Genomic DNA, 12,417 nt, shown 5'->3' on the forward strand with positions numbered 1-12,417 from the left:
GTCACCTCTGGCGGAAAATCGGGAAAATCGGGCGCAAGCACCGCTCAGGGCGGCCCCGTGGCCTCAGAGCCCGCAGCCGCCTCGAAAACGACCCCCGAAAGGCCGCTTTCGGCCGCCCAGGCGGTCAGCGGCGCCAGCCAGTCCCGGCAGAGCGCAAATGCCTCGCGCTCGGAGCGCGCCCGGATCGCCAGCACGCCGTCCGGCGTCACGCGGGCCGGCCGATGCCGGAACGCCGCCACAAAGGCTCGGCAAGCCTCCCGGCCGCCCTCGACATGGCCGAGCACGGTCTCGGGATCGATCAGCAGCCCGCCGGGCGCCGTGGACGCCGAAAACAGCGCTGGGCCTGCCCCAGGCTCCCCCTGAACCGCCTCGGCGCTCTCCACAGGCGCTGCGCTCGCCGTCTCGCGCGCGAAGGGGGTAATCCTTGAGGGGGAAGAATCCTTATTATGGGGGGAGGACAAAATGTCCGGGTTTTGGGACAAAATGTCCGGGTTTTCGGGCGCGCTTTTCACAGGCTTTCCACAGGCCCGATCGGGCAAGGCCGGGCGCGGTGCGAGGTCGCCGAAGGGCAGCTTTTCGCCGTCCGCGAGCCGGTCTGGAGCCTCAGCGGCCAGCACCGCCTCGAAGAGGGCCTCCTGGGCGGCGATGGCGGCCGCAGCGGGCCCGTGGCCCTCGTCGCGGCAGAGGCTGCGCAGGCAGCCGAACACGCGGCGCATGTTGTGCGGTGAAAGCGCCCCGCCGACGAGCCCGGCCGCCATCAGCGCCTTCGCTGCGCCCGCATGGCAGGCCCTCTGGGCGATCTTGACGGCCGCGGCCAGCGGCTCGACCCGTTCCAGCCGCAGCCGGTAGACGGCCGCCCGGCCGCGCCCGAGGGCTTCGAGATTTGCCGCACGAGCCCCTCGAGACGCGGATCGGCCACCAGGGCGGCGAGGATGCGGCGCGCGTGGCGTTCGGTGACGCCGGCGTGCAGCGCCAGGGAGAGCTGCGAGACCGTGGCGAGCCCCGTCTCGTCGTCGGCATAGGTGGCCAGCGCCTCGAGCAGGTCGCGCCGCCCGCCGGATTCCAGGGCGCACCGGCGCAGGGCTTCTCCGAGTTCAAAGCTCATGAAACGGGCCTTTCGGGCATGGCAAAGCGTCCGGCGCCCGCGCAGGGCTCCGGCAAGGGTGGACAGGGTGGAAAATCAGCTCAGGCGGGCGTCAGGAGGTGTCGGATTGCTCCGTAGACTGAAAATCGCCCCAGCTGATCACGACGCCCTCGAAGGGCAGGCCTTACTGCAGCCGGAAGAACGCGAAGAACGCCTCGAGGCTGTCGAATCCGTCCGCAGCCGCGAAGCCGCGGGCCGCCTCACCCCGCAGCCAGCGCCGCTGGTCGAGGAGGATCGCACTCAGGGGCGGCGCCGGGATCAGCACGGTCTCGACGCGCGTGCAGACCGCCTCGCCGAGCTTGCGGCAGGCCTTCGTGCGCATCCCCGTGTAGATCTGCAGCCGGTCACCCGGCTTGCACCGCGCCCGCCGCCGGATCGTCTGCCGCTTCGTGCCGGCGAGAATCTTGTCCTGGAACACGGTGAAATTGAGCGCGACCATCAGCCTTTCGCCTTTCCGCCCGGCGGGTTGGCGTTCACGTAGTCCACGAGCTGCGGATAGAGCGGATGATCGCAGAGATCGACGCGGTACTTGTCTTCAGGGCCCGCGACCTCGGTCGTCAGCGTGACGACCGTCGAGACGGCCCGGCCGGGGATCTCTTTCGTGTTGAAGGCGATGGCGTAGGCCACGCCCTTGCGCTTTTTCATGAACGCTCCTCCAAAGTGCACACCAGCTCGTGCACCCGCGCCGGCGCAACCGCATCGGAGCCGTTGAACCAATCGAAGAAATCGGAAGGCCCGTGGTCACAGCTGTAGAGCGACCGGCGGCGAAGCCAGGTCACGAAATCGGTGAGGTACCAACGCACCGTCTTGTGCGGATGCGCGAGAGTGTACCGGTTCCAGCACCAGTTACCGACCCACTCCTTAGAGCCGTGATAGCCCCACCGCCTGCCAGCAAGCCGGAGGTCCAGCTGCGCTGGATGCCTTCCGTCGAGTCCGTCAACAAAACGCGGCGCGGCGCGGCGGCACTGGAATTCGGCACTGCCGATACTGAGTGCCGGCGCGCCGTGCGCGAACAGACCATTGTCGGGGTCGTTGCAGGCGACATCGAGATAAAGCATCACCCCTCCTGCGGCGGCAGGACGCCGCCATAATCGAGTGTGAAGGCGCGCATGTCGGATTCGGCGCCGAGATAGACCGGCGGCATGCCGCCGCCCATGATCGAGAGATAGACCGTCCTTGTCCGGACGATCTCGGCGACCTCCTCGTCGCTCAGCTGCCAGGCCGAAACGAGCCCGCCCCGGTTGCGGTAGACGTGCAGGTCGCCGACCCGGTCCTCGTCGCCCGGCGGCGCGCGCATAACCAGGTTCGCCCCGGTGATCTGTTTAGGTGTGGCCATTCTGACTCCTCCGGGCTTCCCGGATCGCCATCAGACGATCGACCGCCGTTTCCGGGGCGCCCATCGGCTCTTTCAGCCGCTGCAGGACAGACAGCGCGGCGAGCTGGCGCATCGGGATCTCGACCGCACCCAGCGCGACGGCCCGGGCCCTCACCGACATTGAGATGTCGTAGTGATCACCCTGAAACCAGCTGCGCTTCAGGCCGAGCCGGTCAGCCATCGCGTGCAGCTCGTCGAAACTCTCGGCGATCATATGGCTCATCTTCATGCGGCCGAATTGGCCCATCGGCACGCGGTACATGTCGTCGACGTAGACGGTCATCAGCTCACCTCCGGCCGGGCGTCGTGGATGACGCCGTCAAGCAAGCGGCCGGCAGCCTTCTTGCCGACGCGGTCCATCACCCGGGCCTGGTCTTCGCTGATATCATCCAGAGACCAGGCAAACTCACCGCGCTCGGTGAGGAAGCCTGCCTTCACACATCGCCGCAGCATGATCTCCGCCATGGGTGTACCTTCCACGATGTCATAGACCAGCGGCCCGTCTGTGTGATGCCGATACTCGATCCACTCCCCCCATTGCTTGAAGAAAAAGGGCACGCCCGCCGCGGCGCACTGGTCGCGCAGGGACCGGAACCAATCGGGGTGCGACGGGCGCGCCTGCGGCCCGCTCTCGCCCCCGGCGATGACCCAATCGATCTTTGATGGTGAGCGGACCAGCGCATCAATGCCGGGCCGTTGAACGATCATCCCGCTCGAAAGGCAGTTGACTTCGGCGTCGCGAAATTGATCGCCCGCGTTGATTTGTGCGGCGACGGGGATGCGCGTCAGATCCACCGGCCCCAGCAGGGGCTCGCAGCTCAGGAAACGTTTTGCGGCGGGCACGGCCAGCAGGTGCGGGATGCGCCGGTCGGCTTCGGCCTGGTTCTCGACGGTCGTGCCGAGCCAGACGTTCGGCCATGGCCGTGTGTCCCACTCCCAGGGATGGTTCTCCCAGCAATTGAATGGCGGCAGCATCTTTCGGATGTTATGCGGCCGTTTGGTGAGCAAGAGCCAGATGAGTTCTGGCGTCGCATCGATCAGCGCCCAGAGTGCATCGCGCCAATGCGGCGGCACCTGGTTGTCGAACACGTCCGCAAGGCTCGCGCAGAACACCATCGGCGGGCGGCCATGCTTCGCGCGAAACTCCGCCGCCTGACGGTTCCACTTCAGCGGCTGGCGCCAGTTGTTCTCCGAGGTGCGCTTGCGGTTGCCCGCCCAGAGCTGCTCGCCCGGCCAGTAGCGCGAGGCCTGCGCCTCAGCATAGCAGTTGTCGCACGCGGGCGAGACCTTGGTGCAGCCGATCCACGGGTTGAAGGTGTGGTCGGCCCATTCGATGCGGGTTTCCTCAGCCATCAGTTGGGCGCCTCCGAAGGGTCGAACGCTGGCAGGCCGGCGCCGAAGATCTCGACCTTCAGCGCCTTTAGAGCATGCGCAGCGGCATCGGGGCCGTCGATCAGTCCCGCCTTGGCGAGCCTTCCGGCAAGCATCATGAATCCGGTCGTCAGGACGCTGGCCGCGAGCATCTGCGACCGGTGCTGTTCGCAGCAGGTCTGCGGGAGCTGGGGCCCGATGCCGTCAATGAGCGCCAGAAGGAAGGCGCCTGCGGCGGCATCCAGTGCTTCGCTCGCTGGCCCGTCAGGCCGCTTGACCTTGTGGTCGAAATGCGCCGCGCGCCGCTTCGCCTCACCCATTGGCCACCTCCCGCTCCGCATGCGGAGCTTCCTCGCCATGAAATGGCAGCCAGCCGATCACGCGCCCGCGCCCAGCAGTGAAATGATCATGGCTCCAGCACCAGCCAGCGATCTCCCATTCGTCCACCCCGTCATTGTCGAAAGCGTTTGATCCGATCGTCCACGCCTCGGAGGCGTCATCGAGCGGATGGCGCGCATCCTCCTCGCTGTAGTCGACCAGCAGGCGAAGGATGCGCCCGTCACGCGGCGCGCTATCCAGCGGGCGCGCTGGCACTGCCGGAAATATGCCCTCACCCATTGGCCGCCTCCCGCGCTGCAATCATCGCGTCCGCCAACTCGAACGCGACCGAGGCGAACCGCCCGGCGATCTTGTTTCGATCGATGTAGACGCGCGCGTCTGTCCCGCAGAGACCCGCGAGCGCCTGCCCCGCAAACCAGTCCCGCAAGGACATGCCGGTGGAACCGGCTGTAGGGAACGCGGGGCCACCATCTTTTGAGCGTTCACCCATGAGCCGCCTCCCGCGCTGCCTGACGGTCGAGCCGCTCGACCTCGGCGAGGATCAGCGCCCCGGCCTTGATGCAGTTCTCGCGGTGCGTGCGCGGCTTGAACCAGGCCTGCGCCCACGGCCAGAGCCAGACGATCATCGCCTTGCCCGTGTCATGCAGGGCGCCCCAGAGCGCATAGCGCGCGGCGGCGCGGGCGAGCTGGCCCTCGGTGTAGCGATCGTCGGCCTCCGGCTGGAAGCCTTCCGCCTCGATCTGCCGCTTGCGCTCGAGGAGGATGTCCTCGGCCGCGTTCAGCGTCTCGGCCGGCGCGCCGCCCGGATCTCCGGAGGCGTCGAGCCAGAGCGCCAGCACCCCGTCCTCCGGGACCGGAAAATCCGCCGCGATCCAGAAGCCGGCGAGCGTGTCGCCGTCCTCCTGCAGCTGCCCCTCGAGATAATGCCGCCCGTCGCCGCACGGCACGAACAGGCCCTCCGGCGCGCGGCAGACCGTGTGCTGCCCGTCCGCCAGGCACGGGCCCAGCTCACGCACGACGACCGTCTGGCCGGGTTTGAGTTCTGACAGGCGGGCCTGTCTCAGTCCTTCGGCCATTCGAGCCTCCCTTGCTTGACCGCAGTGTCGATGTCGGAGATCCGCTCAAGCACCGCGAGCAGGCCGAGGCAGAGCGCGGCGGCGTCGGAGATCGCCGGGCGGATGTCGAAGTCGAGCCCGCCATCCCAGAAGCTCTCGGGGTATAGCGCGCGCAGGCGCGCGCCGTGGGCCGGATCGTTATAGTCCGGCGCCAGCGCAATGTCCGTGGACAGATGGCATTGGCCCAAGCGGAACCACCAGCCCGGCAACAGGGCGCGCATGTACCCGCGCGCCGCATTGAAGTCGTGGACCGGCGGCCCGATGTCCCCGAAGCGTGGCCGGTTCGCCTCGGCGGCCGCGGCGTCGAACACGGCCTGCACCTGGGGCGAGACGTCGTACCAGCCCTGCGACAGGCGGCGGATCAGGCGCGCGCGCGTCCCCTTCCCCTCGAGATCGAGCGGCAGGATCTCGCGCAGCGGGTCGGCCTGCAGAATGAGGGAACCTTGGCCCATCAGTCGCCCAGCGCCTCCATGTAGAGGTCGAGCATCATCTGCTTCTCGTCGCGCTCGGCCTCGTCGATCTTCCGTTGGCGGAGGGCCGCGCGCATCGTCGCCGTGTCGAAGCCCAGCGCCTTCGCCTCGGCGAACACTTCCTTGATGTCGTCGGCGAGGCCCTTCTTCTCCTCCTCGAGACGCTCGACCTTGGCGCAGAGCTGGCGCAGCTTCTCGCGCGTCGTGTCGTCCAGCTTGTGCTCGGCATGCGCCGCCGAGGTGCGTTTGCGTTGTTCCTTGTTGCTCACAGCCTTGCCTCTCCTCTCGAGCTTTTCTGCGACCTGCTTGAGCTGACCCTCGGTCAGCGTGACGGGCGCCATGCCGGGCCCGGTGATCGTGACGACGCCCCCGCTCATGGCGCGTCCCCGAACAGGCCCGGCGCCTTGTCATTTCCGCGCGCCGCCTTCTCGGCGATCACCCGCTCGAGCAGCGTCATCGCCTGGACGACCGACAGGCCGCGCGCCGTCATGACGACGCCGGCGAGATCGAAGCCCTTGCGGCATCCGGCCGCCGTGCAGCGCGCGCCCTGGTGATCGCTGCGCTCGGCGAGCGCGCCTTCGGTCTGGCAGGCCGGACAGGTCCAGCCCGCCCGGCTCGAGCCCTTCAGCCCGGCCGCCATCGCGGCCTCGCCGAACACGAGCTGGCGGCCGATCGCGCCGAGGCGGGCGCGCAGGTCCGGCAGGAAGCCGGCATGGGCGTGCGGCTTGGTCATGCGCGCACGTCCGTCGCGACGCCGGCGCTGACGCGCTTGTGATGCTCACAATAGGTGCCACTGGCGGGTGCGCCGCAGGGCGCGATGCCGCTGGCGCCCGGCACGAGATAGGCGCAGGTGCCCGCCTCATGCGCGGGGACGCCGGAGGGTTTGACGCGCGGCGGCGTCACGGGCGCGGGCCGGGCATGTTCACCGGCGCGCGAGGGACGTTCGCGCACCGTCACTTTAGGCACGGTCGTGCGCCCCGCGCGCGCGCCGTGGCGCAGCAGCTTCACCTCGCCCGGCTGGAAGCGCCAGCCGCCCTCCTCGCGTTCGATCGTCCAGCCGGTGCCTTTCAGCGCGGTGCGCACCGCAAAGACGTAGGAATTGACCGAGGTCTGGGCGACCTCTGTCTTGTGCAGCGACATCAGGGCGCGGTCGCTCAGGCGGGCGCTGTCGAGAAAGGCGCCGAGATAGCGCGCCGGAGATCCGGTGAGCCGCCCCTTCGCCGCCAGCACCGGCGCGAGCGGCGGCCAGCCATCCGCCCCCGCGTGAGCTTCGGCTTCGGTGCGCGCGGCGGCGCCGGCGGGATCGATCGCCGCCTGGGCGCCTTCGGAAATCACGCCGGACGGCGCCGGCGGCGGCGGGGGCAGCGGCTTGGAGCGCGCGGGCGGCACAGTCTCGTTGCGCGCAAACTGGACGGCTGGCATGCGCACATCGACATACGGCCCGTCCGGCGTCTCCCCGATCTCATAGACCGCCTCGACCCCCGGAAAGGTCACGCGATAGGACGGCCAGGGCAGCGACACGTTGAGGTGGCGCGTGTTGCCCTTGGTGCCGCAGGCATAGAGCTGGCGCACATTGAGCCCCGCCTTCGCGGCCTTTTGCAGGCGCACGGTCCCGGCGGCCGCGCCGGTCCCTTCCCAGAGGCTGACCCGGTCGCCGCGCTTCCAGCCGAGCGCGGTGTAAACGTCCGCCCACAGACAGATCACGGCAGACGGAACCGAAGCGCGCTTCGACTGCCTGGCCGAGACCTCGACGCCCGAGCGGGCGCCAGCAATGGCGATGGGGCGGAAATGGTCCGCCGAAAAGGATGTCTGGCTCAAAGGGCACCTCTCAGTTGCAGGCCGCGCTCATAGTCCCAGAGATCGCCGAAGCCCTTCACGGCCACGCGCTTGTCCAGGTCGAATTCATGGGCGGCGTCGAAACACCACATCCAGCGGCCACGGGTCAGCTCCTCGACCTGCGGCAGCGGGCGCGCATCGAACTCCGGCCAGATGCCGAGCCCGCGCGGCGCGGAATGCTCCGTACCCGGACGCTTGTCGGCATACACCTGGCCGTCGATGACATGCGCGATGCGGAAGGCGGCGGCGAGGCGCACCGCCCCGGCCGACTGGAACCGGGGCAGCGTCTTGACCGCCGCGCGGAACAGGCGCTCGCGCCCGGCCGGGATCTCGGCGGGCGAGACGCCCACCTCGCAATAGTCGAACACGGCCGCCCGGCCGCTGTCGCCCGCCTGCTTGAACGGATGGTGACCGCCGCCCGCCGTGATGATCAGGCGCTTGCCGATCAGCGCCGCCGGCGGCGGGCCCGAGCGGGAGAAGCCCCAGAGCGCGCCGGCGACGACGAGGCTCGCCACCGGCTGCGCGCGGGTGATCGCCCAGAACCTGTCCGGGTCGCTGAATTCCTCCCAGCGCACCGAGGCCGGGGCATGCGAGGCTTCCGGAAAGTCGTCCGGGCTCAGGTTGGGATCATAGGCTGACATCGCGCTTGCCCTCCAGGGGAAGGTTGATCCGGCGCAGGATGGCCGGGGCATGCGCGCCCATCGGCGGGCGCAGGAAGACGTACCAGGCGTGCAGGCGAGACTGGCGCGCGCGGGGCCCGTCCCAGCCGTCGCGGTGCATCGCGAGGCGCCGGTCGAACGGGTGGACCGCATGCAGGTAGCCGCCATCGAGGAGGCGCGAGCGCTCGCGCCCGATGCCGTTCATCCAGCGCAGCTCGAGCAGCACGAACACGCGCGGCACGAACTCGAGGGCGCGGGTCACGAAAGCGTCCGACAGCGAGTAAGGCGGGTTCATGACGATCGCCTCGGCGCCGAGCCGGGCTGCCTCCTCCGGCGTCCAGCTGAAAAAGTCGCGGTTCCAGAACGGCGACCGCGCCTCCGGCACGCGCCAGCGCGCCGAATAGTCGTGCAGGTCCGAACCGAGGACTGCATGGCCGGCGCCGTGCAGCACGTCGAGGATGGCGCCCGGCCCACAGGCGGGGTCCCAGATGCGGCGCGCGACGCCGAAGAATTGCGGCCAGGCCTGCATCAGCGCGCGGGTCGCGTTCGCCGGCGTCTCGTACAGCTCCGGCCCGCGCGCCTCGGGCGACGCGGCGGCGATCGAGGTCGCAGCGCGTTCGGTGCGGCGGGTCATGCGCCTTCCCCGTCAAGCTCCGGACACGGATCAACACCGGATATCTCGATCGACGTAAGGCGCGTCTTGCCATTCTGGCGGCCGATCGCCCGCAGGGCATCACCAAGGCTAAGCACGCTGTGTGAGTAGTCGCGCGCTACCCGCCGGAACTCTTCGACCCAAGGCCGCAGGCCCGCCCCCCCGTCCAGCAGCGCGGCTGTGACACCGCCGTCCGGTTCCGCGACCCCCTCACCTCGCACCTCGCCCTGCCGGCGGCGCTGGCAGTCCCTCGCGGCGGCACATTCCACCGGCCAGGCGCAGTCGTTGCACCAGTCAGCCACGGCGCACCTCCCGCCTGTCGGCCCGCCGCGCGGCGGCCGCATCCCAGAGCGTCAGGGCCCAACCGACCGCGCGCTGCGCGTCGAACACCGGCCAGAGCGCGGTGACGGCAAGCCAGACCGGCCAGAGCGGCGGGCGCGGGCCGGTGCGCCGGGCTTCAGCCCGGCAAAGCCGGACCTCGCCGTGCGCGCGCCAGAGGCCGCGGGCGAGATAGATCGAGGCAAGGGCGAGCGCGGCGGCTTCAGTCATGGCACGCCCCGTCCGGCTGGGCCGCCGCCTCGCGGCGGGCGATCTCGGCCATCATGACCGCCGCCTCCTCGGCACCGATCTCGTCGGCATAGTTGCCGGCATGGATGACGCCCCGCGAGATCTCCTTGATGCGGTCGGCCACCTTTCGGCGCGGCGCCCGGTCGCCGCTCAGGTAGCGCCCGAATGACACGCCGGAGACGCCCAAAAGCGCCCCCATGTCCCCGTGCGAACGCCCCGTGAGGCGCGCATAGAAGCGCAGGCGGGTCAGTTTTTCGGCGGGTTCCGGCGACATCTGCGACCTTCTCGGTTTACAAAATAACCAATATGGTATTTTTCAGAGAAGTGATTCGCGGACAAGGTCAAGCGCCTCCGGTTATTTCCTACCGATTGGGTAATGTTACCTTTTCGGGAACCGCGCCATCTTTCGTCATGGCCCGCAAACCGTACAACAAGCCCGAGCCGGAGACGGCGCTGCTGATCCGTCAGGAGCGGATCCGGGCTGGCCTGACGCAAGAACAACTGGCGGAATTGGTCGACACAACACCCGTGACGATCGGCCGGTACGAAACAGGCGAACGCGGGGTCTCGATCAAGAAGCTGGTTGAGCTGGCCGAGGCCATGGGCATCCCGCCGGCGCGCCTTATCCGGGACGGTGACGGCCTGTCAGACGAGGAACGCGAGATGATCGAGTTTTTGCGCTCGCATCCGCGCGAGGCGCGCGTCGTCGAATCCACGATCCGGAGCCTGCGCGAACTCGGCGAGTGAACTCAGCCGGGCGCCTTCAGGCGGTACTCCATCGTAGCCGGGTAAGCCAGAACCAGCCCCTCGTCCCCACCTGCTGCGCAGCGGGTCTCATAGACAGGCAAGTGGCCGTCCGAAGGATAGAGCTTGAACCCATTGGCTTGAATCTCTTCGAGTTCACACACGCCGTCGATTACGAGATTCGCACTCACGTAACCGAGCCTGATCCGGTCATCGTCGGGCATCCCCGTCCAGAGTTCGCTCTGCCCCATGAGCGTGTTCCGGACGTTGTCATTCCGGAAATGCTCCGCGCGCTGCTCCGGCGTGTAGTAGCGATCCAGACGATCGATCAGCGCATCGGTCGAGGCATTCACCTGCTCGCTTCGCGCGATCACAGCTTCGCCGTCGTTCTCGCGTATCGCCCCGGACACAATCAACCAGGCGAATGGTAGCCCGATGACCAGTAACGCAATTGCGATGGCAGCCCGACCGCTAAGCATCTGATTGCACCTCCTCCACCCTAGCGCGAGTTTAAACCGTAATTGTCTCAAGGCACAACCGGACGTAGCCCATCCGAATTGGAACTATTGACCGCCTGAAAACGAGTCGCAGAACCGTTTTGGTTATTTTTGCTCTTGCCTAAACCTTCCATTTTGGTATTTCTCGCCTCGCACGCCGCGTCCCCCGGGCGTGTCACGCGGGGCGGGCTCCACGCACCCCCACCCAGACGGCAGACCCGTCCCGCGTGTAGCCCCGGCAAAGAGCCCGCCCGAATCCCGCATGACCTCGCGCCTGCTCACCCTCAAAGAGGCGAAACGCTACCTGGCCGGGCTCGATCCGCGCAGCCTGCACGTCAAGCCGCACACCGCCCGTCCGCTGCGCTTCGACCGGGTCCGCATCGACGCAGCTCTTGACGCCGCCGCCGGTCCCGTGATCGTTCCGGGCGCGGCCCCGCCGGCCGCCAATGACGAGACCGACCCGGATGACCTCATCGCGCAGGAACTCGCCGAACTCGACGCGCGCATCGCCGCTGCCGCCGGCGCCCGTCCGCCTGCCCGGCGCGCACCGGGTCGTTAAGCGCACCGCTGCCGCCACCCGCATCTACTGGTATGTCTGGCGCGGCGGCCCCCAGCTCGCCGTGTTCGAGGGCGCCAGCGACCGGGAAGCCTCGGCCGCCGAGCGGGCGGGCGCCGCCGCGCTCGCCAGCGCCTGGTCGGAGACGGCCTATCCCAAACCCTCGCCCGCGACCTTCGAAGGCCTCGCCGCCGCGTTCCGCGCGAGCCCGGCCTTCACCCGCCTCGCGCCCTCGACCCGCGCCCTCTGGACCCCGGCGATCGACAAGGCGGTCGCCACGTTCGGGCCGACCAGCCTGAAGGCCATGCAGGCGACGGGAATCCGGGCCCGGATCAAGGCCTGGCACGCCGGCATGGCGGCCACGCCCCGCGCCGCCAACACGCACCTGCAGGTGCTCGGCCGCATCCTCGAATGGGGCGTCGACGAGGAACGCCTGGCGCGCAATGCCGCGCGCGGGATCACGCACCTCGACGAAGGCCCGGGCCGCGCCGACATCCTCGTCACCGAGGCCGAATTCAGCGCCCTGAAACTGGCCGCCGGGCCGGGCCTCCGGCGCACGCTCGAGATCCTCTGGCACACCGGCCTGCGACGGCAGGATCTCGTCGAGCTCACCTGGGGGGAGATCGACGCGCGCGCCAGCCACCTGGTACGCCCGACCGGCAAGAGCGGCGGCAAGCGCGCCGCCTGCCCGCCGCTGACGCCGGCGCTGAAGAAGGCGCTCGGCCGCCGCGGCGCCCCCGCCGACCGGGTCGCCCGGCGCGACGATGGCGATCCGTGGACGGACGGACGCCAGCTGCGCAAGGCCTTCGAGGCGCTCAAGGCGAAGGTCGCGAAAACGCTGAAGGCCGACGAAGCGAAGGCGCTGCGCGAGAAACACCTGCACGACTTCCGGGGGACGTACATCACCCGTGGTTATGCCGAGGGCGCGAGCGACCCCGACATGGAAATCCGCATGGGCTGGGCGCCCGGCGAAGGCGCCGCCATGCGCGCGATTTACGGCAGCCCCGCCCAGCTGGCAAAGGCCGCCGCCGCCCGGGCCGCCCCGCCTTCGAAAAAGGCCGTCAGCAAGCGCTGAAACGGTTTACAGCCGCC

At 69.0% G+C, this 12,417-nt stretch carries 25 protein-coding genes; 3 read left to right on the plus strand and 22 right to left on the minus strand.

Features of this window, described 5'->3' with window-relative positions:
- Positions 1-44: 44 nt before the first annotated feature.
- The 21 genes from IPK75_01405 to IPK75_01505 form a co-directional block, all read right to left on the minus strand.
- Positions 45-758 carry a hypothetical protein gene (locus IPK75_01405; protein MBK8196995.1) on the minus strand — a complete coding sequence of 238 codons (714 nt, stop codon included), beginning with the start codon at positions 756-758 and terminating at the stop codon, positions 45-47.
- Positions 758-1,105: a hypothetical protein gene (locus tag IPK75_01410; protein ID MBK8196996.1), complete on the minus strand. Its 348-nt coding sequence runs from the start codon at positions 1,103-1,105 to the stop codon at positions 758-760. The genes IPK75_01405 and IPK75_01410 overlap by 1 nt, the downstream gene beginning before the upstream one ends.
- A gap of 163 nt (positions 1,106-1,268) precedes the next feature.
- Positions 1,269-1,583: an ASCH domain-containing protein gene (locus tag IPK75_01415; protein ID MBK8196997.1), complete on the minus strand. Its 315-nt coding sequence runs from the start codon at positions 1,581-1,583 to the stop codon at positions 1,269-1,271.
- Positions 1,583-1,789 (minus strand): hypothetical protein, encoded by a 207-nt coding sequence (locus IPK75_01420; protein ID MBK8196998.1) that lies wholly within the window; start codon positions 1,787-1,789, stop codon positions 1,583-1,585. The genes IPK75_01415 and IPK75_01420 overlap by 1 nt, the downstream gene beginning before the upstream one ends.
- Entirely contained in the window at positions 1,786-2,202 is a 417-nt protein-coding gene (locus IPK75_01425) for a hypothetical protein (protein ID MBK8196999.1), read from the minus strand. Before IPK75_01425 ends, IPK75_01420 begins: the two co-directional genes overlap by 4 nt.
- A complete protein-coding gene (locus tag IPK75_01430; protein ID MBK8197000.1) occupies positions 2,202-2,480 on the minus strand; it encodes a hypothetical protein in 279 nt (92 codons plus the stop codon). The genes IPK75_01425 and IPK75_01430 overlap by 1 nt, the downstream gene beginning before the upstream one ends.
- A complete protein-coding gene (locus tag IPK75_01435) occupies positions 2,467-2,802 on the minus strand; it encodes a DUF4031 domain-containing protein (GenBank protein MBK8197001.1) in 336 nt (111 codons plus the stop codon). Before IPK75_01435 ends, IPK75_01430 begins: the two co-directional genes overlap by 14 nt.
- Positions 2,802-3,872 carry a phage Gp37/Gp68 family protein gene (locus IPK75_01440; GenBank protein MBK8197002.1) on the minus strand — a complete coding sequence of 357 codons (1,071 nt, stop codon included), beginning with the start codon at positions 3,870-3,872 and terminating at the stop codon, positions 2,802-2,804. Before IPK75_01440 ends, IPK75_01435 begins: the two co-directional genes overlap by 1 nt.
- Positions 3,872-4,210 (minus strand): hypothetical protein, encoded by a 339-nt coding sequence (locus IPK75_01445; GenBank protein MBK8197003.1) that lies wholly within the window; start codon positions 4,208-4,210, stop codon positions 3,872-3,874. Before IPK75_01445 ends, IPK75_01440 begins: the two co-directional genes overlap by 1 nt.
- Positions 4,203-4,508, minus strand: a complete 306-nt coding sequence (locus IPK75_01450) for a hypothetical protein (protein ID MBK8197004.1) — start codon at positions 4,506-4,508, stop codon at positions 4,203-4,205. The genes IPK75_01445 and IPK75_01450 overlap by 8 nt, the downstream gene beginning before the upstream one ends.
- On the minus strand, positions 4,501-4,719 hold the full coding sequence (locus IPK75_01455) for a hypothetical protein (GenBank protein ID MBK8197005.1): 219 nt from the start codon (positions 4,717-4,719) through the stop codon (positions 4,501-4,503). Before IPK75_01455 ends, IPK75_01450 begins: the two co-directional genes overlap by 8 nt.
- Entirely contained in the window at positions 4,712-5,305 is a 594-nt protein-coding gene (locus tag IPK75_01460; protein ID MBK8197006.1) for a hypothetical protein, read from the minus strand. Before IPK75_01460 ends, IPK75_01455 begins: the two co-directional genes overlap by 8 nt.
- The gene (locus tag IPK75_01465) at positions 5,290-5,796 is read right to left on the minus strand and encodes a hypothetical protein (GenBank protein MBK8197007.1); all 507 of its coding nucleotides are present in this window, start codon (positions 5,794-5,796) and stop codon (positions 5,290-5,292) included. Before IPK75_01465 ends, IPK75_01460 begins: the two co-directional genes overlap by 16 nt.
- Positions 5,796-6,155 (minus strand): DUF2312 domain-containing protein, encoded by a 360-nt coding sequence (locus IPK75_01470; protein ID MBK8197008.1) that lies wholly within the window; start codon positions 6,153-6,155, stop codon positions 5,796-5,798. Before IPK75_01470 ends, IPK75_01465 begins: the two co-directional genes overlap by 1 nt.
- A gap of 32 nt (positions 6,156-6,187) precedes the next feature.
- Complete coding sequence (locus tag IPK75_01475; GenBank protein ID MBK8197009.1) at positions 6,188-6,547, minus strand: hypothetical protein; 360 nt, start codon at positions 6,545-6,547, stop codon at positions 6,188-6,190.
- Entirely contained in the window at positions 6,544-7,632 is a 1,089-nt protein-coding gene (locus tag IPK75_01480; protein ID MBK8197010.1) for a hypothetical protein, read from the minus strand. The genes IPK75_01475 and IPK75_01480 overlap by 4 nt, the downstream gene beginning before the upstream one ends.
- On the minus strand, positions 7,629-8,291 hold the full coding sequence (locus IPK75_01485; protein MBK8197011.1) for a hypothetical protein: 663 nt from the start codon (positions 8,289-8,291) through the stop codon (positions 7,629-7,631). The genes IPK75_01480 and IPK75_01485 overlap by 4 nt, the downstream gene beginning before the upstream one ends.
- Complete coding sequence (locus tag IPK75_01490; protein ID MBK8197012.1) at positions 8,278-8,943, minus strand: class I SAM-dependent methyltransferase; 666 nt, start codon at positions 8,941-8,943, stop codon at positions 8,278-8,280. The genes IPK75_01485 and IPK75_01490 overlap by 14 nt, the downstream gene beginning before the upstream one ends.
- Positions 8,940-9,263: a hypothetical protein gene (locus IPK75_01495; GenBank protein MBK8197013.1), complete on the minus strand. Its 324-nt coding sequence runs from the start codon at positions 9,261-9,263 to the stop codon at positions 8,940-8,942. The genes IPK75_01490 and IPK75_01495 overlap by 4 nt, the downstream gene beginning before the upstream one ends.
- Positions 9,256-9,510: a hypothetical protein gene (locus tag IPK75_01500; protein MBK8197014.1), complete on the minus strand. Its 255-nt coding sequence runs from the start codon at positions 9,508-9,510 to the stop codon at positions 9,256-9,258. Before IPK75_01500 ends, IPK75_01495 begins: the two co-directional genes overlap by 8 nt.
- Positions 9,503-9,802 carry a hypothetical protein gene (locus tag IPK75_01505; protein MBK8197015.1) on the minus strand — a complete coding sequence of 100 codons (300 nt, stop codon included), beginning with the start codon at positions 9,800-9,802 and terminating at the stop codon, positions 9,503-9,505. Before IPK75_01505 ends, IPK75_01500 begins: the two co-directional genes overlap by 8 nt.
- Before the next feature lie 137 nt (positions 9,803-9,939).
- Between IPK75_01505 and IPK75_01510 the strand changes: the two genes are divergently transcribed.
- Positions 9,940-10,275 (plus strand): helix-turn-helix domain-containing protein, encoded by a 336-nt coding sequence (locus tag IPK75_01510; GenBank protein MBK8197016.1) that lies wholly within the window; start codon positions 9,940-9,942, stop codon positions 10,273-10,275.
- Between the two features lie 2 nt (positions 10,276-10,277).
- Here IPK75_01510 and IPK75_01515 read toward each other — a convergent pair whose 3' ends face one another.
- Positions 10,278-10,751 (minus strand): hypothetical protein, encoded by a 474-nt coding sequence (locus IPK75_01515; GenBank protein ID MBK8197017.1) that lies wholly within the window; start codon positions 10,749-10,751, stop codon positions 10,278-10,280.
- A gap of 280 nt (positions 10,752-11,031) precedes the next feature.
- On the opposite strand from IPK75_01515, the gene IPK75_01520 reads away from it, so the two are divergent.
- Both IPK75_01520 and IPK75_01525 read left to right on the plus strand, forming a co-directional pair.
- Positions 11,032-11,328 (plus strand): hypothetical protein, encoded by a 297-nt coding sequence (locus IPK75_01520; GenBank protein MBK8197018.1) that lies wholly within the window; start codon positions 11,032-11,034, stop codon positions 11,326-11,328.
- Positions 11,234-12,400 carry a tyrosine-type recombinase/integrase gene (locus IPK75_01525; GenBank protein MBK8197019.1) on the plus strand — a complete coding sequence of 389 codons (1,167 nt, stop codon included), beginning with the start codon at positions 11,234-11,236 and terminating at the stop codon, positions 12,398-12,400. The genes IPK75_01520 and IPK75_01525 overlap by 95 nt, the downstream gene beginning before the upstream one ends.
- Positions 12,401-12,417: the final 17 nt, after the last annotated feature.

Source organism: Acidobacteriota bacterium (assembly GCA_016712445.1).
Classification (GTDB): Bacteria; Pseudomonadota; Alphaproteobacteria; order Caulobacterales; family Hyphomonadaceae; genus Hyphomonas.

Coding starts and splice junctions, on each gene's coding strand:
- IPK75_01435 (MBK8197001.1), bottom strand. CDS start 2,802: ATGACCGTCTACGTCGACGACATGTACCGCGTGCCGATGGGCCAATTC.
- IPK75_01490 (MBK8197012.1), bottom strand. CDS start 8,943: ATGACCCGCCGCACCGAACGCGCTGCGACCTCGATCGCCGCCGCGTCG.
- IPK75_01525 (MBK8197019.1), top strand. CDS start 11,234: ATGACCTCATCGCGCAGGAACTCGCCGAACTCGACGCGCGCATCGCCG.
- IPK75_01475 (MBK8197009.1), bottom strand. CDS start 6,547: ATGACCAAGCCGCACGCCCATGCCGGCTTCCTGCCGGACCTGCGCGCC.
- IPK75_01430 (MBK8197000.1), bottom strand. CDS start 2,480: ATGGCCACACCTAAACAGATCACCGGGGCGAACCTGGTTATGCGCGCG.
- IPK75_01445 (MBK8197003.1), bottom strand. CDS start 4,210: ATGGGTGAGGCGAAGCGGCGCGCGGCGCATTTCGACCACAAGGTCAAG.
- IPK75_01410 (MBK8196996.1), bottom strand. CDS start 1,105: ATGAGCTTTGAACTCGGAGAAGCCCTGCGCCGGTGCGCCCTGGAATCC.
- IPK75_01450 (MBK8197004.1), bottom strand. CDS start 4,508: ATGGGTGAGGGCATATTTCCGGCAGTGCCAGCGCGCCCGCTGGATAGC.
- IPK75_01510 (MBK8197016.1), top strand. CDS start 9,940: ATGGCCCGCAAACCGTACAACAAGCCCGAGCCGGAGACGGCGCTGCTG.
- IPK75_01420 (MBK8196998.1), bottom strand. CDS start 1,789: ATGAAAAAGCGCAAGGGCGTGGCCTACGCCATCGCCTTCAACACGAAA.
- IPK75_01415 (MBK8196997.1), bottom strand. CDS start 1,583: ATGGTCGCGCTCAATTTCACCGTGTTCCAGGACAAGATTCTCGCCGGC.
- IPK75_01465 (MBK8197007.1), bottom strand. CDS start 5,796: ATGGGCCAAGGTTCCCTCATTCTGCAGGCCGACCCGCTGCGCGAGATC.
- IPK75_01520 (MBK8197018.1), top strand. CDS start 11,032: ATGACCTCGCGCCTGCTCACCCTCAAAGAGGCGAAACGCTACCTGGCC.
- IPK75_01440 (MBK8197002.1), bottom strand. CDS start 3,872: ATGGCTGAGGAAACCCGCATCGAATGGGCCGACCACACCTTCAACCCG.
- IPK75_01505 (MBK8197015.1), bottom strand. CDS start 9,802: ATGTCGCCGGAACCCGCCGAAAAACTGACCCGCCTGCGCTTCTATGCG.
- IPK75_01485 (MBK8197011.1), bottom strand. CDS start 8,291: ATGTCAGCCTATGATCCCAACCTGAGCCCGGACGACTTTCCGGAAGCC.
- IPK75_01460 (MBK8197006.1), bottom strand. CDS start 5,305: ATGGCCGAAGGACTGAGACAGGCCCGCCTGTCAGAACTCAAACCCGGC.
- IPK75_01515 (MBK8197017.1), bottom strand. CDS start 10,751: ATGCTTAGCGGTCGGGCTGCCATCGCAATTGCGTTACTGGTCATCGGG.
- IPK75_01500 (MBK8197014.1), bottom strand. CDS start 9,510: ATGACTGAAGCCGCCGCGCTCGCCCTTGCCTCGATCTATCTCGCCCGC.
- IPK75_01455 (MBK8197005.1), bottom strand. CDS start 4,719: ATGGGTGAACGCTCAAAAGATGGTGGCCCCGCGTTCCCTACAGCCGGT.
- IPK75_01405 (MBK8196995.1), bottom strand. CDS start 758: ATGGCGGCCGGGCTCGTCGGCGGGGCGCTTTCACCGCACAACATGCGC.
- IPK75_01425 (MBK8196999.1), bottom strand. CDS start 2,202: ATGCTTTATCTCGATGTCGCCTGCAACGACCCCGACAATGGTCTGTTC.
- IPK75_01470 (MBK8197008.1), bottom strand. CDS start 6,155: ATGGCGCCCGTCACGCTGACCGAGGGTCAGCTCAAGCAGGTCGCAGAA.